Source organism: Aminobacter sp. 01T433 (assembly GCF_056398585.1).
In genome coordinates this window covers 213,262-236,494 of sequence record NZ_JBFTPR010000007.1, presented here as the reverse complement: position 1 = coordinate 236,494, position 23,233 = coordinate 213,262, and the positions used below count along the sequence as shown (strand labels likewise).

The following is a 23,233-nucleotide window of genomic DNA, read 5'->3' as shown; positions in this document are numbered from 1 at the left end:
GTCGACACGCAACGCCGAAGGCAGTCCACCCCATCAATGGCATCCCGAACCGATCCCCGCAAGCACGCCACTGACGTGGATGGCACCATCGCCACCCAATTGCTCGACTGGTATGACGTTCATCATCGCGAGTTGCCCTGGCGCACGGCCCCAGGCGACCTGAAGCGCGGCATCAAACCCGACCCGTACCGTGTCTGGCTCTCCGAAATCATGCTCCAGCAGACCACCGTCGAGGCGGTGAAGCCCTATTTTCGGGCGTTTCTGGACAAATGGCCCGATGTCGGCGCTCTCGCCGCTGCCGAAACCGAAGACGTCATGAAAGCCTGGGCCGGGCTCGGCTATTATTCCCGCGCCCGCAATCTCAAGGTCTGCGCCGAAACAGTGGCGCTTTCGCATGGTGGACGCTTCCCCGACAGCGAAGATGGCCTGCGCGCCTTGCCCGGCATCGGGCCCTATACGGCAGCTGCGATCGCCTCCATCGCGTTCAACCGGCCTGCGGCGGTCGTCGACGGCAATGTCGAGCGCGTGGTCACGCGGCTGTTTTCGATCGCAACGCCCCTGCCCCAGGCCAAGGTCGAAATCCGCGCCCATGTCGAACGCATGCTGGCCACCGCGCGACCTGGCGATTTCGCCCAGGCGATGATGGATCTCGGCGCCACCATCTGCACGCCACGCCGCCCGCGCTGCATGCTGTGCCCACTACGGTCCGATTGCAGCGCGGTCGTCTCAGGCGATCCGGAGTTCTATCCGGTCAAACCGGCCAAGGCGGAACGACCGCAGCGGCGCGGTGCGGCCTTCGTCGCGGTCAGGAATGACGGCGCGGTGCTTTTGCGCAAGCGTCCGGGCAAGGGTCTGCTCGGCGGCATGACCGAGGTGCCGACCACCGATTGGACCTCGCGCGTCGATGGCGCGACCGGCGCTGACAGCGCGCCTTTTGCCGCGAAATGGCAGCGTGCGGGCACCATCACCCACGTCTTCACCCATTTTTCCCTCTATCTCGACGTCTTTCGCGCCGAAGCGGCCTCGGATCAGGCGCCCGACGGCCACTTCTGGTCGGCAGCCGCCGACCTTGCTGGCGAAGCCTTGCCAAGCGTCATGAAAAAAGTCATCGAAGCTGCCATACCGGGTGCTACGAAACGAGGACGCTAGCGAAGCCATGAGCGAAATCCGCCACATCGTCTACGACATCGGCAAGGTTCTGATCCACTACGACCCTGACCTGCCTTTCAGCCGCATCATCCCCGATCCGGTCGTGCGCCGCTGGTTCTTCGATAATGTCTGCACCAGCGAGTGGAATATCGAACAGGATCGCGGCCGCACCTGGGAAGAGGCCGAAGCGCTGCTGATCGCCGATTTTCCCGAGCATGAAAACAGCATCCGCGCCTTCCGCCGGCACTGGCACGACATGGTGCCGCACGCCTATGACGACTCGGTCGCCTTAATGGAAGGCCTCGTCGACGCCGGCCATGACGTCACCATGCTGACCAACTGGGCATCCGACACGTTTCGCGAGGCGCGCGGTCGCTTTCCCTTCCTAGAAAGGCCGCGTGGCGTGACGGTTTCCGGCGACATCGGCCTGATCAAGCCCGATCGCCGCATCTACGACCGTCACGTAGCGTCCTTCGATCTCGACCCGAAGGCTTCGCTGTTCATCGATGACAGCCAGAAGAATGTTGATGGCGCGATAAATGCCGGCTGGCAGGCGGTTCTGTTCACAAATGCGAAGACGCTCGAGGCGGACCTCGAGCGTCTCGGGATCGGACGGTGACTGGAAACCCGCCGATCTGCAAAATCCGGAGCGCCTAGGCGCCCGGAATTCGAGCTTTTATTGCAGGATCTGGAAAGCTTCTGCAGGGCCAGAACTGGCTGGCCATGGTGCCTGTGCAGCCGCGCCGGATGCCCTTCGAGGCCCGGCGCGACGCTTGATTGATCAGGCCCCGGCCTTTTCCATGCCGACGCGCACGATGCGGCGCAATTCGTCGATCTGGGTCAGGCCGCCGGCACGTTCATAGTGCCAGAAGGTCCAGCCGTTGCAGGCATCCAACCCTTGAACCGCAGCACCGACGCGATGGATCGAGCCGGCGGTATCGCCGATCGACAGTGTACCGTCGGCGCGAACATTCGCCGCCCAGCGCCTCTTGGCGTCGTAGAGCGTGGTGCCCGGCGTCAGCAGTCCCATGTCGAGGAGGCTGCCAAACGCGACACGCGGTTCTGCGCGCTTGCCGGTCAAGACGGTCAGCGTCGGGCCATCGAGCGGGCGCACCGAGGCGATGCGCTCCTGGGCCGCGTCGATGTAAGCCTGTTCGCGCTCGATGCCGACGAAGTGGCGGCCGAGGCGTTTTGCGACGGCACCGGTCGTGCCGGAACCGAAGAACGGGTCAAGCACGACGTCGCCCGGCTGGGTCGAAGCCATCATGACGCGAGCCAGCAGCGCCTCCGGCTTCTGCGTCGGATGCAGCTTGTTGCCGTCGTCGTCTTTCAGCCGCTCGCCGCCGGTGCAGATCGGAAACAGCCAGTCCGAGCGCATCTGGATGTCGTCATTCGAAGCCTTCAGCGCGTCGTAGTTGAAGGTGTAGTTCTTGCCCTTCTGGTCACGCGAGGCCCAGATCATAGTCTCATGGGCGTTCTGGAAGCGGCGGCCGCGGAAATTCGGCATCGGGTTGGTCTTGCGCCACACGATGTCATTGAGCATCCAGAAGCCGAGATCCTGCATGATCGCGCCGACGCGGAAAATGTTGTGGTACGAGCCGATGACCCAGATGGTGCCGTTCGGCTTCAGCACGCGGCGGGCAGCCAAAAGCCAGGCGCGGGTGAAGGCGTCGTAGGCGGCGAAGCTTTCGAACTGGTCCCAATGATCGTCGACCGCGTCGACCTTCGACTGATCGGGACGATGCAGGTCGCCGTCGAGCTGGAGGTTGTAGGGCGGGTCGGCAAAGATGACGTCGACCGAGGCCGTGGGAAGCTTATCGAGTGCGGCGATGCAGTCACCCTTGATAATGGTATCGAGCCATTCAGAGCGCTGTGGTGTGCGGGAAAGTTGGCTAAGAGGACGCACTGCTGACATTCTGACACCCGGCTGACGCGTTACTGTTTACTCGCTGTTATGGTTACCGATCAGCGTAAATAATTGGTGAAGCCGCCGCCCAAATTTGCGGATCGGGCCAGAATGGTGTAATCGCCGCGCCTTGAACTTTTCCGCCCGCGCCCCGGCGCCGCCCCCATTTTCCGGACCGTCATGACCCAGCCAGACCTAGTGATATTCGATTGCGACGGCGTGCTCGTCGATTCCGAAATCATCGCCGCCCGCATCGAGGCAGAGCTTCTGACCTCTGCCGGCTTCGAGATCACTGCCGAGGAGATCGCCGAGAGCTATGCCGGCCTGACCTTCAAGGACATCTTGCTCAGGATCGAGGAGAAGTCGGCGATCCCGTTCCAGGCCTCCCTGATCAGCCAGGCCGAGGATCTGGTCGACCGCCGCCTCAAGAACGAAGTCCGCGCCATCGACGGCGTCCACGAGGCAGTGGCTGCTGTCACAGCCCCGCGCTGCATCTGCTCCAACTCGACGAGCGAACGCATCGAGATGATGCTTGAGCGCACCCGCATCCTGCCGCTGTTCAAGGGCCGCATCTTTTCGGCGCTGGAAACGCCGAGCAAGAAGCCCAAGCCTTCGCCCGACGTCTTCCTGCACGCGGCAAAAACCTACGGCGTCGATCCAGCCAAGACGTTCGTCATCGAGGATTCGGTGCACGGCATATCGGGCGCGGTTTCAGCCGGCATGCGCGTCATTGGCTTCACCGGCGGCGGACACAGCTATCCAGGTCATGCCGACATGCTGACGGAGGCTGGTGCTGAAACGGTGATTCGCCGCTGGGCCGACCTTGGCGGCGTGCTCGAAGCACTCAGCATGTGGTCGGAAAACGCCTGACCGTTTTCCGACCTGATTGCTAACCAGGCCTGTGCCAGATCCGATCGACAAAATCGGCGATCAGGGGCGCGATCTCCGGCAAATTCTCTTCAAGCGCGAAGTGCCCGGTGTCGAACAGATGCAGCTCCGCTTCGGGTACGTCGCCGAGATAGGCTTGGGCACCCGGCTCCGGGAAGAAGGGGTCGTGCCGGCCCCATAGAATCAGCGTCGAAGGCTGGTGTTGCCTGAGCCAGGCCTGCCATTCGCCATAACGCGCGACGTTGCTGTGGTAGTCGAAGGCCAGATCGATCTGCGGCTGCTTGCGGCCGGGTAGGTCGAGGAAATGCTGGTCAAGCGTCCAGCCATCGGGTGCCAGAAATTCGGGCCTGCCAACGCCACTCTCATACTGGAAGCGCGTGCCCGAAAGGGTAAGCAGGTCCCGGATCGTCTGCTCGGCATTCGGCTGGTCGGGCCGCAGCGCAATGAAGTCGCGCGCGCCGTCCGACAGCCCCTCCTCATAGGCATTGCCATTCTGGACGATCAGGCCGGCGAACCACTCGGGATGCCGCGTCGCCAGGCGAAAGCCAACCGGTGCGCCGAAATCGAACAGATAGGCCACAAAGCGGTTCAGCCCCAATCCTTTGACAAACCCTTCCATCGTGTCGGCGAGTTGGTCGAAGCTGTAGCCGAATGTTCCGCCCGTGCTTGCCGGCTTGGGCATGTCGCTATGGCCGAACCCAGGATAATCCGGCGCGATCACCCGGTAACTGTTGCCGATGGCATCAATCAGCCGGCGAAACTGATGCGAGGCCGAGGGAAAGCCGTGGAGCAGCAGAAGCACCGGGGCATCGGCGCCGCCATCGGCCGGTATCGACTCGCGATAAAATATCCCGACGCCGCCGACGTCGAGATGGCGATGGATCACGCGGGGAAATGCCAGGGCTGTCATTTCACATGCCTTCTGTTTATAATTATGCATTAGCAACATCCGCTAAGTCGACTAATGTGTCAATGATGATTTTAGGAGTTAGCATGGGTGCCGATTTCACACCGCTGACCGGTGAACTGCTTGGATTGGATCTGGTCAACACGCGTGCCCGCAGCGGTGCGGACAGCATCGACCACCTGGCGACGCCAGACGGCTTGCGGGCGTGGATCGCGCTGGAAGCGGAGCGGCTGCAGGGCTTTGGCGGAGAAGCGCTAATGGCAGTCTCGCAAGCCGACCTTGCCCTCATCCACGCAGTACGCGAATGCGCAACCAGGGCGATCGACCATGTCCGCCACGGCAAGGCGCCGCCAGACTCAAGCCTGAACGGGCTCAACCAGGCGCTGAGGGCAGCGCCGTTGCATCTTGAGCTTCAGTGGAACGGATCGTCGATGGCAGTACGGCCCAAGCGCAGCGGTTCGGTTATCGCCGATCTCGCTGCCTGCCTGGCGGAAGCAGTGGCGCAAGTGCTTTCCGATCCTGCAGTCGCCAGCATCCGCAAATGCGAAGCCGAGGACTGCACGATGCTGTTTTTGCCGGCAAGCAGCCGCCGGCGCTGGTGCGCGGCGGCGCGTTGCGGCAATCGCGTCCGCGTGGCGCGCTACTACCAGCGCCACAAAGACAGCTGACCGGTGTGGTTCAGCGTTATTGCTTGGGGGCCTTCTTGGCCGGGGCGTCGTCAAAGCCCGCGAAGACCTGGATGTCGCGCGCGGTCGGGATCGGAATCACGACATTCGGTACCGTGAAGACGAACTGGGTGGCCGTCGACGGGTCGGTGACCTGCACGACGTTCTTGTGAAGCTGCGAGTAAAGCACCTCGGTGCCGCGGGTCACCGCAATGCGGATCGGCATGTTGACCGTTCCTGCGCCACCGGCCGGACCGACCACCACCTTGCCGGCAACCCCCACCTTGATGGTCATCTGACCATCGGCGCGCGTGCAACTGCGGGTGACGTCTGTGATCGCCGATTGATTGACCAGCTTGCTCGGGTCGTCCTGGCCGCCCTTGGCATAGCTGTTGAAGAAGGCCGTACCGTCACGCAACGTGACACCGGGGCAATAAGCGAGCAACTCGCTGGCCAGAATCTTGCCCTCGTCGGCGGCAACCTGCTTGGGATCTTTCGGAGTAGGGCTAAAAAAACCGCCGCTGCCGCCAGATTGGCAACCTGCGACGGCGAGCATAAAGCCGGCGGTCGCCAAAGCCGTCATAAAACGGCCGTCGATCAAACGAAACACCATGAACTGCACTTCCCTCTCGCAAAGCAGTCGTTCTATATCAACCGCGCGGCAAAAATGCGACTGATAGAGCGCAGTTTTCCCGTCCTGCCGCAGGCAGCAGGTCGCATCGCCTTGGAATGGATAGCTATGCACTATGTGAGCACCCGCGGGGAAGCTCCCGCGCTCGGATTTTCTGACGCTGTACTTGCCGGCCTCGCCCGCGATGGCGGCCTTTACCTTCCAGCCGTATGGCCGCATTTCAGCGCAGCCGAGATTCGCGCCATGCGCGGCCTGAGCTACGCCGATCTGGCGATCAGGCTTTTGACCCCGTTCCTTGGCGGCGAAATCAAACATGACGTCTTCGAGCGTCTGGTGCGCGAGGCCTATGGCACCTTCCGCCATGACGCGGTGTGCCCGCTGGTGCAGACAGGTGCCAACAGCTTCGTGCTCGAACTGTTCCATGGCCCCACCCTCGCCTTCAAGGACGTCGCCATGCAGTTGCTGGCGCGGTTGATGGACCATGTGCTTGCCGAACGCGGCCAGCACGCGACCATTGTCGGCGCGACCTCGGGCGATACCGGCGGCGCTGCGATCGACGCTTTTGCCGGACGTGAACGCACCGACATCTTCATCCTGTTCCCGCATGGCCGCGTTTCGCCGGTACAGCAGCGTCAGATGACGACGTCGACGGCGGCAAATGTCCATGCGCTGTCGATCGAGGGAAACTTCGACGATTGCCAGGGTCTGGTCAAAGACATGTTCAACGACCACGGCTTCCGCGACCGGGTGCAGCTGTCTGGCGTGAACTCGATCAACTGGGCCCGCATCATGGCCCAGATCGTCTATTATTTCTCCTCCGCCATCTCGCTCGGCGCACCCGACAGGCCGGTCTCCTTCACCGTGCCGACCGGCAATTTCGGCGACATCTTCGCTGCTTACGCCGCCAAGAAAATGGGCCTGCCAATCGACCAGCTGGTCATCGCCACCAACGACAACGACATCCTCGCCCGCACGTTGAAGAGCGGCGAATATCGCCAGACCGGGGTCGTTGCGACCACCTCGCCGTCGATGGACATCCAGGTGTCATCGAACTTCGAACGCCTGCTGTTTGAGGCCTCCGACCGCGACGCGACACTGGTGCGCCGCTACATGGCGAGCCTCAAGCAGTCGGGCGCCTTCACCATCGAGGCGAAGTCGCTCGCCGGCATCCGCGCTGAGTTCCAGGCCGGCCGCGCCGACATGGATGAAACCGCAGCGACAATCCGCTCGACACTTGAAAAAAGCGGCTATCTGCTCGACCCGCACACCGCAACCGCCATGCATGTCGCAGCCAACCAGCCCAAAAGCGACGTGCCGATGGTGGTGCTCGCCACTGCTCATCCAGCCAAATTTCCTGCTGCCGTGAAGGCTGCCTGCGGCATCGAGCCCAACCTGCCAAAATGGCTGTCGGGGCTGATGGAACGTAAGGAAAAGTTCACGGTACTTCCATCAGAGATAAAAATGGTGGAAGATTACATTAGCCGCCGCACACGAGCGGCGGGTTAGGGAGTATGCGTAATATGGGTGTTGAGGTAAGCCGTCTGTCGAACGGCCTGACAGTAGCCACTGAAACACTTCCAAGCGTAGAGACTGTAGCTCTCGGCACATGGGTCAAGTCCGGCGCACGCAATGAGCGCGACGACGAACACGGCATGGCCCACCTGCTTGAGCACATGGCGTTCAAGGGCACCAAGAACCGCACCGCCTTTGAGATCGCATCGCAGATCGAGAATGTCGGCGGCGAGATCAACGCCGCAACGTCAGTCGAAACGACGTCCTTTTATGCTCGCGTCCTGGCCGACGACGTGCCGCTGGCAGTCGACATCCTGTCCGACATCCTCCAGGATTCCGAGTTCGATCCCAACGAGCTTGAGCGCGAACAGCACGTCATCCTGCAGGAAATCGGCGCCGCCCACGACACGCCCGACGACATCGTCTTTGACCGCTTCACCGAAACCGCTTTCCGTCACCAGACAATCGGCCGCTCGATCCTGGGCACGCCCGAGACGGTGAAATCCTTCACCTCTGCACAGCTTCACGATTTCATGCAGCGTCAGTATGGCGCCGAGCGCATGGTCATTGTCGCTGCCGGCGACGTCAAGCATGACGATTTCGTCCGCCACGTCGAAAAGCGGCTCGGCAATTTCCGCCCCAAGGCCGAAAGCGCCATTCCGCAATATGCGCAATATGTCGGCGGCGACTTCCGCGAAGACCGCGACCTTATGGACGCGCAGATCGTGCTCGGCTTCGAAGGCCGCGCCTATCATGTCCGCGACTTCTACGCCTCGCAGGTGCTCTCGATGATTCTCGGCGGCGGTATGTCGTCGCGCCTGTTCCAGGAAGTGCGCGAGAAGCGCGGCCTCTGCTATTCGGTCTATGCCTTCCATTGGGGCTTCTCCGACACCGGCATTTTCGGCATCCACGCCGCGACCGGCCAGAGCGACATCGCCGAACTGATCCCTGTGATCGTCAGCGAATTGCAGCGGACCGGTGAAAGCATACTGCTCGAAGAGCTCGATCGCGCCCGCGCGCAATATCGCGCCGGCCTCATCATGTCGGCCGAGAGCTGCTCCAGCCGCGCCTCTCAGATCGCGCGCCAGCTTCTTCTGTTTGGTCGCCCGATCGCCAAGGAAGAGCTGATGGAACGCCTGTCGGCCCTTACCGTCGAGCGCCTGACCGACCTGTCGTCGCGCCTGTTTTCGACCCGCCCGACGATTGCGGCGGTCGGACCTGTGGGCACGCTTGCGCCCTACGAATCAATCCTGGACACGCTGCCGGGCGTACAGGCGACCACCCGCAAGCTCGCTGTCTGAGCAGACTTTGCGCATATGTTTTCGCTCTCGCTTTTTCGCCGCGAAACTCCGGCACTAGAAGGCGAACGCGTCAGCCTGCGCATGCCGACCTGGCGCGACTATCACGAATGGATGGCCCTGCGCGCCGAAAGCCGCGCGTTCCTCGAACCGTGGGAGCCGCGCTGGGCACCCGACGAGCTTGATCGCTCGGCCTGGCGCATCAGGATTTCGCGTTACAAGGACGAATACATCCAGGGCACGGCGGCGGCCTTTTTCATCTACGAAAATTCAACCAGGAAACTCATCGGCGGCATCACGCTTGGCAACATCCGCTACGGCGTCGCCCAGACCGGCCACATTGGCTACTGGATCGGCGAACGTTATGCCGGCCAGGGCTACATGGTCGACGCTCTCGGGCTGGTGGTGCGACATGCCTTCGATACGCTTCGGTTGCACCGGATCGAGGCTGCCTGTATCCCCGACAATGCACGTTCCGTACGCGTGCTTGAAAAAGCCGGATTCCGGCGCGAAGGACTTTTGCGATCCTATCTCAGGATCAACAGCGAATGGCATGACCACTATCTCTACGCCCTGATTGCGGACGATCCGCAAGCTGTCACCATGAAGGCTTGAACTTGTCGAAGCATTTCCTGCTGGCGCCCTTGTTTGCGCTCATTGTTTCCATGATCGCCAGCGTCTGCGCGGTGTCGCAAGCGTGGGCCGTGGAACCGATCAAGATCTCCCGTGACGACGTCGCGCTCAACCTTTCGGGTGCCGTCGAGATCTACCGCAACCAGGGTGAAAACTTTCAGGTCTCGACAGCGCCAGGCGTCGACGGCATCGTTCGCCGCATCGAGGTTGAGGCCAACGACAAGCGCTCCACCGGTGACTGGGCGGTGTTTGCGCTTGCCAATACCACCGACCAGGTGATCGACCGGCTGATCGTTGCGCCGCATTTCCGTCTCGTCGGCTCCGGCCTGATCTGGCCCGACCTCGGCTCCAGCCGCATTGCCGCCATCACGCCCAGCGAGGGCTTCGCGCTCGACCGCCAGGCAAGCCCCGACGCCGACGTGTTCCTGGTCACGCTCAATCCGAACTCGGTCGTGACCTTCATCGCCGAGCTCTCCTCGCCCAAGCTGCCGCAGGTCTATCTGTGGGAACCTGAAGCCTACAAGGACACGGTCAATTCCTACACGCTGTTTCGCGGCATCGTCATCGGCATTGCCGGCCTTCTGGCGCTGTTTCTGACCATCCTGTTCGTGGTCAAGGGAACCTCGATGTTCCCGGCAACCGCAGCGCTCGCCTGGGCGGTGCTTGCTTACATCTGCGTCGATTTCGGCTTCCTCAACAAGGTCATCGAGGTCTCGCCCGGCAACGAGCAGATATGGCGAGCGGGCACGGAGGTGGCACTCGCCGGCACCTTCGTCGTCTTCCTGTTTGCCTATCTCAACCTCAACCGATGGCACGGCCATTTCAGCTATGGCGCCTTCGTCTGGATCATCGGCCTGCTTTTGATCGCCGGTGTCGCCATCATCGATCCGGCGGTTGCCGCCGGCATCGCCCGTATTTCCTTCGCCGCCACCGCCATCACCGGCCTCGGGCTGATCGTTTATCTCAGCATCCGCGGTTATGACCGCGCCATCATGCTGGTGCCCAGTTGGGCAATGGTGCTGATCTGGCTCAGCGGCTCGTGGATGGCGATCACCGGCGTTCTGGACAACGACATCGTCCAGCCAGCACTTGGCGGCGGCTTGATCCTCATCATCCTGCTCATCGGCTTCACCGTCATGCAGCACGCCTTCGCCGGCGGCGGGGCACATCAGGGCCTGTTCAGCGACATGGAACGCCAAGCGCTGGCGATCTCCGGCTCAGGCGACATCGTCTGGGACTGGGACGTGCTGCGTGACCGCGTCGTCACCCGACCTGACGTCTCGCTACAGCTGGGGCTCGCGCCCAACAGCCTGGGCGGTGCGGCGCGCAACTGGCTGCCGGTGCTGCATTCCGACGACCGCGACACCTTCCGCACCACGCTCGACGTGGTGCTCGAACATCGCCGCGGCCGCGTTGCGCAGAGTTTTCGCCTGCGCGGTGCCGACGGTCACTATCACTGGTTCTCGCTCAAGGCGCGGCCGGTGATCGGTTCGGACGGCGAAGTGATCCGCTGCGTCGGCACGCTTGTCGACGTCACCGAGCAGAAGAAATCCGAAGAACGCCTGCTGCACGATGCCGTGCACGACAATCTGACCGGCCTGCCCAACCGCGAACTGTTCATGAACCGGCTGGAGGCGATCATCTCGATTGCCCGCACCGAAGAGAAGGTGCGTCCGTCGGTCTTCGTCATCGACATCGACCGCTTCAAGCTGGTCAATGACGGGCTTGGCATTTCGGCCGGCGACACCATCCTTTTGACCATCGCACGTCGCCTGCACCGCTTGCTCAAGCCCAAGGACTCGCTATCGCGCTTCGCCGGCGACCAGTTCGCGTTGATGCTTTTGTCGGAACAGGACCCCTCGCGCATCGCCGTTGTCGCAGACGCGATCAAGCAGGCGATCAAGGCACCGATTACCTTCGCCAAACGCGAAATCGTGCTCACCGCGTCTGTCGGCCTCATCACCTGGACCACGGCCCAGGCCTCAGCCGAAGACATGGTCAAGGACGCCGAACTCGCCATGCATCAGGCCAAGCGTTTCGGCGGCGACCGCATCGAGCCGTTCCGCCCGGCTTTCCGCACCGTGGGCACAGACCGGCTGCAGCTTGAATCGGACCTCCGCCGCGCCATCGAGCGCAAGGAATTCACGCTTGCCTACCAGCCGATCGTGCGGCTCGAAGATGGCAGCGTCGCCGGCTTCGAGGCCCTGCTACGCTGGGATCACCCGCGCCGCGGCATGATCCCGCCGGGCGACTTCATTCCAGTCGCCGAAGGTTGTGGCCTGATTGTCCAGCTTGGCTTGTTTGCCATGCAGCGCGCCGCCGACGATCTGGCCGATTGGCAAAAGCAGATCAGCGACGCGCCGCTTTCGGTGTCGGTCAATCTGTCGAGCCGCCAGCTTATCCGCCGCGACCTCGTCAGCGACGTCCGCTCGGTCATCGCCCGAGCCAATCTCAAGCCGCGCTGCTTCCGCCTCGAACTCACCGAATCGCTCGTCATGGACAATCCCGAGCAGACCAACCACGTACTGACCAAGCTCAAGCAGCTCGGCATCGGCCTGTCGCTCGACGATTTCGGCACCGGATATTCGTCGCTGTCCTACCTGACCCGCTTCCCATTCGACACGATCAAGATCGACAAGAGCTTTGTCGACGACACCTCGCCCAAGCGCGCGGTGCTGATCAAATCGATGGTCAACATGGCGCATGAACTGGGGATGTCGGTGGTCGCCGAAGGCATCTCCGATGAGAGCGATGCGCTCGAACTGCGCCAGATGGGCTGCGAATATGTGCAGAGCTTCATGTTCGGCGCGCCTATCCCCGGCGACCAGGCCCTGAAGATGCTGAAAGAGCAGTACCCGCTTGCTCAGGCGTGACCGGCAGCACTGCTGAGCCGCGCAAGGTCGATGCCAAGCGCGGCGAGGATGCGGTCGTATTTGCGGTCGATGTCGGTGTCGAACAAAAGCTCAGGCGTCGCCGGACAGGTCAGCCAGCCGTTCTCGGCGATCTCGCTTTCAAGCTGGCCGGCACCCCAGCCGGAGTAGCCAAGCGCCATCAGCGCGTGGCGCGGCCCGCGCCCTGCGGAAATCGCCCGCAAGATGTCGACCGTTGCGGTCAGGCAAATCTCTTCCGAGACCGGCAGCGAGGACTCGACCTTGTAGTCGTCGGTATGCAGCACGAAGCCGCGGCTGCGATCGACAGGGCCGCCATTGCGCACGATGAAATCCTTGGCCTTCATCGGCAGCCGGATCGCCTCGTGCTCGTCGAGTATGCCGAGCTGAACCAGCAGATCGGGAAACAGCAGTGGCTGGACCTGATTGATGATCAGGCCCATGGCGCCCTCATCGCTGTGGGCGCAAATGTAGATGACGGCGCGCGAGAACCTGTCGTCCTTCATCCCCGGCATGGCGATGAGGAACTGATCGTCGAGAAAACCGTGCTGTGAAGCACCCTTTTTCTGGCGTAAGAGGTCCATAACAAGAACCTAACGCGTTTCCCGGCTTCTTGAAAGATGGCGATAGGGTCGCGGCGTTCATCTTTTCAAAGGCAACGTCACGCAAATATGATGCGATGTGTTGGCGCTCCCTGTTGCGGACGCTGCGGGAGCCTATCAAATCAGCGCCATGAAAATTGCATTAGGTTCCACCATCTGCCTGGGCTCGGCCTTGCTTGCCGCTGCCCCTGCCCACGCTTCGTCATCGGCCTGGTTCGAGGCCGAAGGCGGGCGTTTCCGCCTCGTCACGTCAGGCGCACCCGACGCCTCGGGCAAGCTCCAGGGCGTGCTCGACATCGAGCTCAAGCGCGGCTGGAAGACCTATTGGCGCGACCCCGGCAACTCAGGCGTGCCGCCGCTGATCGACGTGAAGGCAAGCCGCAACGTCTTGGCGGCGGAGTTTTCCTACCCCGCACCGCAGCGGCATGACGACGGCTATTCCAAATGGGCCGGCTACGACTATTCGGTGCGCCTGCCGGTCAGCTTCACTATTCCCGCAACCGGCGAGCCTTCAACGATCGCCGCCGATGTCTTCCTCGGCGTTTGCGACACCATTTGCGTGCCGGTGCAGGCACGCCTTGAAGTTGTTCCGGCAGCCGACCCCGACAACGCCGACGATGCCACGCTGGTGAAGGCCGCACTTGCGGCCCTGCCGGCGGCCGCACAGCCCGAATTCGGGGTGACCGTGAAGTCCAGCGAGGGCGAACACATCTCGCTCCAGGCAACCTCCCCGGGCGCGCCAGAGGCCGTCGACATCTTCATTGCCGGTACGGACGGCTATCAGTTCGGCACGCCCGTGCGGCATCTGGAGACCGGGAAGCCGGTCTTCACGATCAAGGTGCTCGAGCGCCCGGCCACGAAACCCTCCGGCAAGGGCATTCCCTATACGCTGACGAGTGCTGCCGGCGCGGTCGAAGGATTCTTGCCCTACCCCTGAGCAAGATCAGCTCAACTTCCTACATCTGGCCGGCCATTGGATAAAACGCGCATCTGCGCTAGTTGGGATGCGCGTTCATCCTGGATCTTTTAACCACCACGCATGCGAGGAAATTCATGACCATTTCGATTGGCGACAAGCTGCCTGAGGCCACGTTCAAGACGATGACCGCCGACGGTGCCAAGAACCTCACCACAAGCGAAATCTTCGCCGGCAAGAAGGTCGTGCTGTTTGCTGTGCCTGGCGCTTTCACGCCGACCTGCAGCAACAACCACCTGCCCGGCTATGTCGAGAACCACGACGCCATCATCGCACGCGGCGTCGACACCATCGCTGTCGTTGCGGTCAACGACGTCCACGTCATGGGCGCCTGGGCGCGTTTCAGCGGCGGTGAAGGCAAGGTGCTGTTCCTCGCCGACGGCAGCGGTGATTTCGCCCGCGCGACCGGTCTCGACCTCGACCTATCGGCAGCCGGCATGGGCTTGCGTTCGAAGCGTTTCTCGATGGTCGTCGAGGACGGCAAGGTCACGCAGCTCAACGTCGAAGGCTCGCCCGGCCAGGCGATCGACTCGGGCGCTGCCAAGATCCTCGAGCAGCTCTGAAACTGGCTTTGCGCGTCGTCAGCCCTTGGCGGCGCGCAGTCCGGCCGGTGGCCCGCCGCGTCCGGTCTTGAAGGGCGCCATGCCCTCGCGCGCCAGTTCGTCGGCGCGCTCGTTTTCGGCATGGCCGGCATGGCCCTTGACCCAATGCCACGTCACCTTGTGACGCTTGTTGGCTTCGTCCAGTGCCTGCCACAGCTCGCCATTCTTCACCGGCTTCTTGTCGGCCGTCTTCCAGCCATTCTTCTTCCAGCCATGGATCCACTTGGAGATCCCGTCCATGACGTATTTGCTGTCGGTGTGCAGATCGACGGTGCACGGCTCCTTCAGCGCGTTCAGCGCCGAAATCGCCGCAAGCAGCTCCATGCGGTTGTTGGTCGTCTCGGCCTCGCCGCCGCAGAGTTCCTTGGTCTTTCCGTTGTAGCGCATGATCGCGCCCCAGCCGCCAGGGCCCGGATTGCCCGAACAGGCTCCGTCGGTGAAGATCTCGATGTGTTTTGTCATTTCAGGCCGTATTCTTGTGCGGACTTGATCGTCCGGTGGAAGCGCAGGCGGCGGATATACTCCGACGGGTCACGCTTCATGACCAGCCCGCCATCCGGCACCGTTAGCCAGTCGTAGAGCCGCGTCAGCATGAAGCGCAGGGCCGAGCCGCGCGCCAGGATGGGCAGTGCCGCCTTCTCGTCATCGCTCAGCGGGCGGACGCTCTGGTAGCCTTCCAGCAGTGCCGTGCCCTTGGTCAGGTTGAAGGAAAAGTCCTTCTCGAAGCACCAGGCATTGAGGCAAGTAGCCAGATCGTAAGCGTAGATGTCGTTGCAGGCGAAATAGAAGTCGATCAGGCCCGACAGCTTGTCGCCGAGGAAAAAGACGTTGTCGGGAAACAGGTCGGCGTGGATGACGCCCGAGGGCAGATCCTTCGGCCAGCTTTTTGCCAATTCGGCGAAATCGGCGTCGACTTCCCTGGCAAGCCCCGGCTCGACCTCGTCGGCGCGTGGGTGCGCGGCATCCCACAGCTTACGCCAACCGTCGATGGCAAGCGAGTTCGGCCGCGTCATCGCAAAGTCCTGTCCGGCGATGTGCAGCTCGGCCAGCGCCCTGCCGACCTCGCGACAGTGCACGGCCTTGGGCCGGCGCAACCACATGCCCTCAAGGAAGGTGATGATCACGGCCGGGCGGCCGGCAAGCGTGCCAATGACATTGCCGTCCTTGCCGTCGACCGGCAGCGGGCAGGACAATCCCTTGTGGGCAAGGTGCTGCATCAGGACAAGGAAGAACGGCAGGTCCGATTTTTCGACCCGCTTCTCATACAGCGTCAGGATGTACGACCCGGTCGTCGTGTGCAGCAGGAAATTGGTGTTCTCGGTGCCCTCGGCGATGCCCTTGTAGGACAAAAGCTCGCCGACCGGATAATTGCGCAGGAACGCTTCGAGTTCGCCCTCGCCGACGTCGGTATAGACTGCCATCAGCCGTTACCGTTGACGAAGGCCATGTCGGCTGGCGTCAGCTCGACGTCGCGCAATACCCGCATCACCGGAAAGTCCTCTGTCTCGGTCGCCGTTATCGCGAGTTCCACATTCACCTCGAACCGCTCACGGAAAGCGTTGATGATCTCGTCGACGATGATCTCCGGCGCCGAAGCACCCGCCGACAGTCCCAGCGTAGCGATGCCGCCTATATCGTTCCACGGTATCTCCGACGCACGCTGAACCAGCAGCGACATCTTGGCCCCTGCCCGCTCGGCGACCTCGACGAGACGGCGCGAATTGGACGAGTTGGGCGCACCGACAACCAGGTAAAGGTCGGATCCTGGGGCCGTCTCCTTCACCGCGTCCTGGCGGTTGGTGGTGGCATAGCAGATCGATTCGGCAGCAGGCGCCTGCAGCGCCGGGAACTTTTCCTGGAGCGCCTTCAAGATGCCTGCGGTGTCTTCGACAGACAGCGTGGTCTGGGTGACGAAGCCGAGCTGTTCGGGATCCACCGGGGCAAAATTCTGAACGTCAGCTTCGGTCTCGATCAGCGTGACCGCGCCCTCGTTGAGTTGCCCCATGGTGCCGATCACTTCGGGGTGGCCGGCATGGCCGATCAACAGCACATGGCGTCCCTTGCGCTGATGGCGCATCGCCTGCTTGTGCACCTTGGAGACCAGCGGGCAGGTAGCGTCGAGATAGAAAAGATTACGCGCAACCGCATCTGCCGGCACCGATTTCGGCACGCCATGGGCGGAAAACACCACCGGCGCATCCTGGTGCTCGACAGGGATTTCGCTCAACTCTTCGATGAAGACCGCGCCAAGGTTCTGCAGCCCCTCGACAACATAGCGATTGTGCACGATCTCATGGCGGACAAAGACCGGCGCGCCGTATTTCTTGAGCGCCAGAACAACGATCTGGATCGCACGGTCGACGCCTGCGCAAAAGCCGCGCGGCTGGCAGAGCCTGATTGTCAGGGGCGGTTTTGTAAGCGTCTGGGGCATTTAATCCGGTTCTTCATTCAGTGCCGAAATGATGTCTGCAACCCCTTGCTGTCAAGGGAGACCCGCAGTCATTTGCCTTCGGGCCGACGCATCAGCCAAAAGCCCATGACACCCAAAAGTGCAGCCGCCAGCCCATACCATGTGACGGCATACTGCAGGTGGTTGTTGGGCATATCGACCATGGTGACGCCGCCGACCGGCAGGCCACCTGGGTTGGCCGTATCGTCGGCATCGACGAAGAATGGCAGCACGACAGCACCTGACGGCAGGCCTGCGGTCGCAGCCATCACGTCGCGATCCTTCCAGTAGAAGATGTTCTTCACCGGGTCGTTGTCCGGCACCAGGGAACCGGGCTTGCCGTCGAGCGGATTGCGCGCGAGGCCAACGATGTTGACCGGACCCGTCACCTGGCCGACCGGTCGCTTGGCGGCATTCTTGAAATCGTAGGGAACGAAGCCGCGGTTCACCAGAACAAAGCGGCCGTCTTCCAGCTTGAGCGGGGTGTAGACGTAAAAGCCCGACTGGCCTTCCCAGGTGGCGAAGAAATGCCGCTCGCCTTCGTGAACAAAGGTTCCCGAAAGCGTCACCGGCCAATAGTCGACATCGCTGGTGGCGCGGAACTTCACTTCCATCTCGGACAAGGGCAGCGGCTGGGACCGGGTGCGTTCGGCAATCTGGGCGATCAGCTCCTCTTTCCAATAGAGGCGCTGGACCTGCCAGCTGCCGAGCGCGATCAAAAGCGCGAAAGCAATGGTGCCGAGCACGAGCATCAGAACAAGCCCGGAGCGGCGCGCCGGGGCAGACATGGTTTTCTGGTCGCTCATTCGCCCTTGTCCAAACGCCCTTCGGCGGCCTTGTTACGGTATTGCAGGGTAATCAGTACGCCCTTGATCAGCCGCAGCGAGCCGAGGCTGAGGACGAGGGTCAGCGGTATCCAGAGCAGCAGGTGAAGCCAGAGCGGTGGCGCCAGCGTCACCTCCATCCACAAAGCGAGACCGACGACCACGAAGCCGATGATCAGGATGACGAACACCGCCGGTCCGTCGCCGGCATCGGCAAAGGAATAGTCCTGCCGGCAGGCGCTGCATTCCTTGCCGACGGTCAGGAAGCTCGAAAACAGCTTGCCTTCGCCGCAGCGCGGACAGCGTCCCTTGAGCCCGGCCGCGATCGGTTCGACCGGCGGCCAGATCGCCTTGTCTTCACTCATGGATTTATCTCAATGGGAGTGCCGTCTTCGACCATCTGCCAGATCTCCGCCATTTCCTCGTCGGTAACGGCGATACAGCCATTCGTCCAGTCGAACATCTGCACCAGCCAGGACCACCAGCCATACCCGTTCGGTTGGCCGTGGATCATAATCATTCCGCCGGGATCGACACCTGCTCTCTTTGCCGCAGCCACATCGTCGGCATTGGGATAAGAGACGTGGATCGATCGGTAATAGCCGCTGCCAGGGTTGCGCCAATCAAGCACATAGCGGCCTTCGGGCGTGCGCTCGTCGCCTTCCTGGCTCTTGTGACCAATCGGACTGGCACCGAGCGCGACAGCATAGCTGCGAACCACCTTGTCGCCTGAAACCAACTCCAGCCGGCGCTCGGACTTGGCCACCCGCACCAGGTCGATGACGTCTGCAGACGCAAATACCGTTGAGGCGACAAGGGCAATCAAAGAAAGGGCGAAGCGGCTGATCAACATACTGGGTGGTTGCCGCAGAAAAGCGCCAAAAAAGAGAAGGCGGCCGCGTTGCCGCGACCGCCTTGCATCAAGAACCGGATCGATCAGTGGCCAGCAGCGATGGTGGCGCCCGCCGAGCCCCAGACATAGATCGCGGTGAACAGGAACAGCCAGACCACGTCAACGAAGTGCCAGTACCAGGCAGCCGCCTCGAAGCCGAAATGCTGCTTCGGCGTGAAGCCGCCACCCATGGCGCGGAACAGGCACACCAGCAGGAAGATCGTGCCGACGATGACGTGGAAACCGTGGAAGCCGGTCGCCATGAAGAAGGTCGCGCCGTAGATCGAGTCGCGGAAAGCGAACGGAGCGTGGATGTACTCGTAGGCCTGCACGAAGGAGAACAGGATGCCGAGGCCGACCGTCAGCGCGAGGCCGTTGACCAGGCCCTTGCGATCATTGTTCAGCAGCGCGTGGTGCGCCCAGGTCACCGCCGTGCCCGAAAGCAGCAGGATGATGGTGTTGTAGAGCGGCAGGTGCCAGGGATCGAGAACCTCGATGCCCTTCGGCGGCCAGACACCACCGGTGAACTCGGCGCGCATCACCTGGTGAACTTCTCCAGGGAACAGTGCAGCGTCGAAGAACGCCCAGAACCAGGCAACGAAGAACATCACCTCGGAGGCGATGAACATGATCATGCCATAGCGCAGGTGCAGCGACACGACGCGCGTGTGATGCCCCTCATTGCCTTCCTTGATCGTGTCCGACCACCAGCCGAACATGGTGTAGAGCACGATCAGCAGGCCGATCGCGAAGATCCAGTAATTGGCGTTCGCGGCGTTGTAGCCGAAGATCGGGAAGACGCTGCCCTTCATGTGCTGCATCCAGGCGACGCCGCCGAAAGCCATGACGAGCGCGCCCAGCGAGCCGAGGAACGGCCACGGGCTAGGATCGATGATGTGATAGTCGTGTTGTGGTTTCGCGTGCGCGTCTGCCATATCAGCCCCCGGCTTTTCCGTCGGAATTAACATTTTTCGCTTCGCCGTCAACCTTTGGCGCGGCAGCTACGGGCTTTTCCCCCTCAATTGGGAAAAAGGTATAAGACAAAGTAATCGTCCTGAGGTCCTTGAGATCGGGCTCGTTGACGATCGCCGGATCGACAAAAAAGACGACCGGCATATCCAGCGTTTCGCCCGGCTTCAGCGTGGTGTCGCTGAAGCAGAAGCACTCAACCTTGTTGAAATAGGCGCCTGCCAGTTCCGGCGTGACGTTGAACGTCGCGCGGCCTTGGGTCGGCTTGTCGAAGACGTTCTTTGCCGTGTAGTGCGCCTGGGTCGTTTCGCCGATCTTGATCTTGACGTCGCGCGCGACCGGCTGGAATTGCCAGGGCAATCCACCCGAAATATTGGCGTCAAATCGGATGGTGACCTCGCGATCGAGGATCTTGTCGGAATACTGCTCGACGCGCTGGGTCGTGCCGCCATAACCGGTGACCTGGCAGAACATCGCGTAGAGCGGCACCGCGGCATAAGCCATGCCAACCATGCCACCGACAAAAGCGATGCACATGCCCGCAACCTTGCGGTTGGAGTTCTGCTTCTTGGCGTCGGCCTCGGTGTCGTTTGTCATGCCGTTGCTCATAGCGAGCGGTCCAGGATGGCCGGGCCGAACTTCGCTATCGTGGCGAGATAAAAGATGATGACGAGTGCCGCGAGCGCCAGGCCGATGGCGATGTTGCGGCTGCGCCGCGCTTTCTTCTGCTTGTCGGTGAGCGTGACGAAATTGTTGTCGGACATATCATGCGCCTCCAAGCGCAAAGACACGCTCGATGACGCTGTCAGCCAGATAGGCCGCAAAGATCACGAACAGGTAAAGCAGGGAGTAGCCAAACAGCGCCTTGGCGGGCTTCATCACCCGGTCGCTGTCGGGCATGCGAAGCACTTTCCAGGCATACCAGACAAAGCCGATGCCGAGCGCCAGCGAAACCACGCCGTAGCCAATGGTGGTGTAGCCGAGCAGCCAGGGTGCCACGCCAATGGGCGCAAGCAGCAGCGAATAGGCAAATATCTGCCGGCGCGTCGAAGCTTCACCGGCGACGTTCGGCATCATCGGGATGCCGGCGCGCTCATAGTCCTGCGACTTGAACAGCGCGAGCGCCCAGAAGTGCGGCGGCGTCCACAAGAAGGTGATGAGGAAGAGCACGAAGCTCTCGAAGCTGACGGATCCGGTAATGGCGGCCCAGCCGATCATCGGCGGCAGCGCGCCAGCTGCGCCACCAATGACGATGTTCTGTGGCGTCCAGCGCTTGAGCCACATCGTGTAGATGACGGCGTAAAAGAAGATGGTGAAGGCGAGCAGTCCCGCCGACAGCCAGTTGATGAGGACGCCGAGCGTCATCACCGAAAGGACCGACAGCACCAGGCCGAAGGTCAACGCCTCATGCGGCGTCACCTTGCCTGAAGGCACCGGCCGGTTGGCGGTGCGCGTCATGACGGCGTCGATGTCGGCGTCGTACCACATGTTGAGGGCACCCGAAGCGCCGGCACCGATGGCGATCGCAAGGATCGCAACAACGGCGAGGAACGGGTTGATGGTCTCGGGCGCGGCAACCATGCCGACAAAGGCCGTGAAGACGACCAGCGACATGACACGCGGCTTCAGCAGGGCGAAGAAATCGCCCGCCGTCGCTTCCGACATGCGGATGGTTTGGTCTTCAAACCGGTTGTGGACAAGGGCCATGCGTACTTACGTCCAGTCGTTCCGTTTGGCCGAAACCGCCGGTCTGGCCGGCGGCTTCGTAGTTCAGTCAGCGACTTACTTGATCTTCGGGAGCTGTTCCCACTGATGGAAGGGCGGCGGCGAAGGCAGCTGCCATTCGAGCGTGGTCGCACCCTCGCCCCAGGGATTGGCACCAGCGACGCGCTTCTTGGAGAAGGCTTCGAAGACGCCGAACAGGAAGATCAGCACGCCGACGGCGGAGATGTAGGAGCCGTAGGACGACACCATGTTCCAGCCGGCGAACGCATCGGGATAGTCGATGTAGCGGCGCGGCATGCCGGCAAGGCCGAGGAAATGCTGCGGGAAGAAGACCAGGTTCACGCCCACGAACGTCACCCAGAAGTGGGTGTTGGCGATCGCCGACGAGTACATGTAGCCGGTCATCTTCGGGAACCAGTAGTACCAGGCCGCGAAGATCGCGAACACGGCACCCAGCGACAGCACGTAGTGGAAGTGCGCGACGACATAGTAGGTGTCGTGCAGCGAACGGTCGAGACCGGCGTTGGCCAGCTGCACGCCGGTGACGCCACCGACGGTGAACAGGAAGATGAAGCCGATCGCCCAGATCATCGGGGTCTTCATCGAGATCGAACCGCCCCACATGGTGGCAATCCACGAGAAGATCTTCACGCCCGTCGGAACCGCGATGACCATCGTGGCGAAGACGAAGTAGCGCTGCGTGTCGAGCGACAGGCCGGTGGTGTACATGTGGTGAGCCCACACGACGAAGCCGACCGCACCGATGGCGACCATGGCGTAGGCCATGCCGAGGTAGCCGAAGATCGGCTTCTTGGAGAAGGTCGACACGATGTGGCTGACGATGCCGAAGCCCGGCAGGATCAGGATGTACACTTCCGGGTGACCGAAGAACCAGAACAGGTGCTGGAACAGGATCGGATCGCCGCCGCCTTCAGGCGCGAAGAAGGTCGTGCCGAAGTTGCGGTCGGTCAGAAGCATGGTGATGCCACCTGCCAGAACCGGCAGCGAAAGCAGCAGCAGGAAGGCGGTGATCAGCACCGACCAGGCAAACAGCGGCATCTTGTGCAGCGTCATGCCCGGAGCGCGCATGTTGAAAATCGTGGTGATGAAGTTGATCGCTCCCAGGATCGACGAGGCACCAGCGATGTGCAGCGACAGGATCGCGAGATCCATCGCCGGCCCAGGCTGACCCGAGGTCGACAGCGGCGGATAGATCGTCCAGCCACCACCGACACCATGGGCGCCCGGAGCGCTCGGCATGAATGCCGACAGGATCAGCAGGATGAAGGCCGGCGGAAGCAGCCAGAACGAGATGTTGTTCATGCGCGGGAACGCCATGTCAGGCGCGCCGATCATGATCGGAACCATCCAGTTGGCAAAACCACCGATCAGCGCGGGCATGACCATGAAGAAGATCATGACCAGGCCGTGCGCCGTGGTGAAGGCATTGTACATGCTCTTGCCAGCATCGACCGCGGCATCGCCGTTGACGCCATAGACCATCTCGGCCAGGCCGCTGAAGATCTGGACGCCCGGCTCTGCGAGCTCCCAGCGCATCATCACCGACAAGAAGCCGCCCACGATACCCGCGAAAATCGCGAAGATCAGGTACATCGTGCCGATATCTTTGTGGTTGGTCGAATACACCCACCGAACCCAGCCCTTCGGCTTATGGTCGTGATGGTCGTGAGCTGCAGCGCCTGCCATGTTCCGCTCC

General features: G+C 62.0%; 25 protein-coding genes. 10 read left to right on the top strand and 15 right to left on the bottom strand.

Going from position 1 to position 23,233, the window contains the following annotated elements:
- The first annotated feature begins 36 nt into the window (after positions 1–36).
- Both mutY and AC1DLV_RS14745 read left to right on the top strand, forming a co-directional pair.
- Positions 37–1,149: an A/G-specific adenine glycosylase gene (gene mutY, locus AC1DLV_RS14750; protein ID WP_476800665.1), complete on the top strand. Its 1,113-nt coding sequence runs from the start codon at positions 37–39 to the stop codon at positions 1,147–1,149.
- 7 nt (positions 1,150–1,156) lie between these two features.
- Positions 1,157–1,768: an HAD family hydrolase gene (locus AC1DLV_RS14745; RefSeq protein WP_476800664.1), complete on the top strand. Its 612-nt coding sequence runs from the start codon at positions 1,157–1,159 to the stop codon at positions 1,766–1,768.
- A gap of 162 nt (positions 1,769–1,930) precedes the next feature.
- Here the strand turns inward: AC1DLV_RS14745 and AC1DLV_RS14740 are convergent, their stop codons facing one another.
- Positions 1,931–3,064 (bottom strand): DNA methyltransferase, encoded by a 1,134-nt coding sequence (locus tag AC1DLV_RS14740; RefSeq protein WP_476800663.1) that lies wholly within the window; start codon positions 3,062–3,064, stop codon positions 1,931–1,933.
- Between the two features lie 171 nt (positions 3,065–3,235).
- Here AC1DLV_RS14740 and AC1DLV_RS14735 point away from each other — a divergent pair, with 171 nt between their 5' ends.
- On the top strand, positions 3,236–3,925 hold the full coding sequence (locus tag AC1DLV_RS14735; RefSeq protein WP_476800662.1) for an HAD family hydrolase: 690 nt from the start codon (positions 3,236–3,238) through the stop codon (positions 3,923–3,925).
- A gap of 19 nt (positions 3,926–3,944) precedes the next feature.
- Here the strand turns inward: AC1DLV_RS14735 and AC1DLV_RS14730 are convergent, their stop codons facing one another.
- Positions 3,945–4,853, bottom strand: coding sequence for an alpha/beta fold hydrolase (locus AC1DLV_RS14730; RefSeq protein WP_476800661.1), 909 nt, complete (start codon positions 4,851–4,853; stop codon positions 3,945–3,947).
- Between the two features lie 83 nt (positions 4,854–4,936).
- On the opposite strand from AC1DLV_RS14730, the gene AC1DLV_RS14725 reads away from it, so the two are divergent.
- Positions 4,937–5,518: a CGNR zinc finger domain-containing protein gene (locus AC1DLV_RS14725; RefSeq protein WP_476800660.1), complete on the top strand. Its 582-nt coding sequence runs from the start codon at positions 4,937–4,939 to the stop codon at positions 5,516–5,518.
- Between the two features lie 16 nt (positions 5,519–5,534).
- On the opposite strand, the gene AC1DLV_RS14720 is transcribed toward AC1DLV_RS14725, so the two are convergent.
- Positions 5,535–6,137, bottom strand: a complete 603-nt coding sequence (locus AC1DLV_RS14720; protein ID WP_476800659.1) for a hypothetical protein — start codon at positions 6,135–6,137, stop codon at positions 5,535–5,537.
- Positions 6,138–6,254: 117 nt separating this feature from the next.
- On the opposite strand from AC1DLV_RS14720, the gene thrC reads away from it, so the two are divergent.
- The 4 genes from thrC to AC1DLV_RS14700 are packed head-to-tail and all read left to right on the top strand — an operon-like array spanning position 6,255 to position 12,462.
- A complete protein-coding gene (thrC, locus tag AC1DLV_RS14715) occupies positions 6,255–7,652 on the top strand; it encodes a threonine synthase (RefSeq protein ID WP_476800658.1) in 1,398 nt (465 codons plus the stop codon).
- A gap of 14 nt (positions 7,653–7,666) precedes the next feature.
- A complete protein-coding gene (locus tag AC1DLV_RS14710; protein ID WP_476800657.1) occupies positions 7,667–8,959 on the top strand; it encodes a M16 family metallopeptidase in 1,293 nt (430 codons plus the stop codon).
- Positions 8,960–8,974: 15 nt separating this feature from the next.
- Positions 8,975–9,571 carry a GNAT family N-acetyltransferase gene (locus tag AC1DLV_RS14705; RefSeq protein ID WP_476800656.1) on the top strand — a complete coding sequence of 199 codons (597 nt, stop codon included), beginning with the start codon at positions 8,975–8,977 and terminating at the stop codon, positions 9,569–9,571.
- A 50-nt stretch (positions 9,572–9,621) separates the two neighbouring features.
- Positions 9,622–12,462 carry an EAL domain-containing protein gene (locus AC1DLV_RS14700; protein ID WP_476800818.1) on the top strand — a complete coding sequence of 947 codons (2,841 nt, stop codon included), beginning with the start codon at positions 9,622–9,624 and terminating at the stop codon, positions 12,460–12,462.
- On the opposite strand, the gene AC1DLV_RS14695 is transcribed toward AC1DLV_RS14700, so the two are convergent.
- Positions 12,453–13,061: a YqgE/AlgH family protein gene (locus AC1DLV_RS14695; RefSeq protein ID WP_476800655.1), complete on the bottom strand. Its 609-nt coding sequence runs from the start codon at positions 13,059–13,061 to the stop codon at positions 12,453–12,455. The two genes, AC1DLV_RS14700 and AC1DLV_RS14695, sit on opposite strands and share 10 nt — an antisense overlap.
- 148 nt (positions 13,062–13,209) lie before the next feature.
- Between AC1DLV_RS14695 and AC1DLV_RS14690 the strand changes: the two genes are divergently transcribed.
- Both AC1DLV_RS14690 and AC1DLV_RS14685 read left to right on the top strand, forming a co-directional pair.
- A complete protein-coding gene (locus AC1DLV_RS14690) occupies positions 13,210–14,016 on the top strand; it encodes a protein-disulfide reductase DsbD domain-containing protein (protein WP_476800654.1) in 807 nt (268 codons plus the stop codon).
- Between the two features lie 116 nt (positions 14,017–14,132).
- Positions 14,133–14,618, top strand: coding sequence for a redoxin family protein (locus AC1DLV_RS14685; protein WP_476800653.1), 486 nt, complete (start codon positions 14,133–14,135; stop codon positions 14,616–14,618).
- A gap of 18 nt (positions 14,619–14,636) precedes the next feature.
- Here the strand turns inward: AC1DLV_RS14685 and rnhA are convergent, their stop codons facing one another.
- The 11 genes from rnhA to ctaD all read right to left on the bottom strand — a co-directional run bounded on the left by rnhA (position 14,637) and on the right by ctaD (position 23,223).
- Positions 14,637–15,119, bottom strand: a complete 483-nt coding sequence (gene rnhA, locus AC1DLV_RS14680; RefSeq protein ID WP_476800652.1) for a ribonuclease HI — start codon at positions 15,117–15,119, stop codon at positions 14,637–14,639.
- The gene (locus AC1DLV_RS14675) at positions 15,116–16,078 is read right to left on the bottom strand and encodes a homoserine kinase (protein ID WP_476800651.1); all 963 of its coding nucleotides are present in this window, start codon (positions 16,076–16,078) and stop codon (positions 15,116–15,118) included. The genes rnhA and AC1DLV_RS14675 overlap by 4 nt, the downstream gene beginning before the upstream one ends.
- Positions 16,078–17,088 (bottom strand): 4-hydroxy-3-methylbut-2-enyl diphosphate reductase, encoded by a 1,011-nt coding sequence (gene ispH, locus AC1DLV_RS14670; RefSeq protein ID WP_476800650.1) that lies wholly within the window; start codon positions 17,086–17,088, stop codon positions 16,078–16,080. The genes AC1DLV_RS14675 and ispH overlap by 1 nt, the downstream gene beginning before the upstream one ends.
- A 68-nt stretch (positions 17,089–17,156) precedes the next feature.
- Positions 17,157–17,912 carry an SURF1 family protein gene (locus AC1DLV_RS14665; RefSeq protein ID WP_476800649.1) on the bottom strand — a complete coding sequence of 252 codons (756 nt, stop codon included), beginning with the start codon at positions 17,910–17,912 and terminating at the stop codon, positions 17,157–17,159.
- The gene (locus AC1DLV_RS14660) at positions 17,909–18,295 is read right to left on the bottom strand and encodes a DUF983 domain-containing protein (RefSeq protein ID WP_476800648.1); all 387 of its coding nucleotides are present in this window, start codon (positions 18,293–18,295) and stop codon (positions 17,909–17,911) included. The genes AC1DLV_RS14665 and AC1DLV_RS14660 overlap by 4 nt, the downstream gene beginning before the upstream one ends.
- Entirely contained in the window at positions 18,292–18,783 is a 492-nt protein-coding gene (locus tag AC1DLV_RS14655; protein ID WP_476800647.1) for a L,D-transpeptidase family protein, read from the bottom strand. Before AC1DLV_RS14655 ends, AC1DLV_RS14660 begins: the two co-directional genes overlap by 4 nt.
- A gap of 83 nt (positions 18,784–18,866) precedes the next feature.
- Positions 18,867–19,757: a cytochrome c oxidase subunit 3 gene (locus AC1DLV_RS14650; RefSeq protein WP_476800646.1), complete on the bottom strand. Its 891-nt coding sequence runs from the start codon at positions 19,755–19,757 to the stop codon at positions 18,867–18,869.
- A gap of 1 nt (position 19,758) precedes the next feature.
- Entirely contained in the window at positions 19,759–20,388 is a 630-nt protein-coding gene (locus AC1DLV_RS14645) for a cytochrome c oxidase assembly protein (RefSeq protein WP_476800645.1), read from the bottom strand.
- 8 nt (positions 20,389–20,396) lie between these two features.
- Positions 20,397–20,555 (bottom strand): hypothetical protein, encoded by a 159-nt coding sequence (locus tag AC1DLV_RS14640; RefSeq protein ID WP_476781493.1) that lies wholly within the window; start codon positions 20,553–20,555, stop codon positions 20,397–20,399.
- Position 20,556: 1 nt separating this feature from the next.
- The gene (locus AC1DLV_RS14635) at positions 20,557–21,498 is read right to left on the bottom strand and encodes a heme o synthase (protein WP_476800644.1); all 942 of its coding nucleotides are present in this window, start codon (positions 21,496–21,498) and stop codon (positions 20,557–20,559) included.
- Between the two features lie 75 nt (positions 21,499–21,573).
- Complete coding sequence (gene ctaD / locus AC1DLV_RS14630; protein ID WP_476800643.1) at positions 21,574–23,223, bottom strand: cytochrome c oxidase subunit I; 1,650 nt, start codon at positions 23,221–23,223, stop codon at positions 21,574–21,576.
- Between the last annotated feature and the right edge of the window lie 10 nt (positions 23,224–23,233).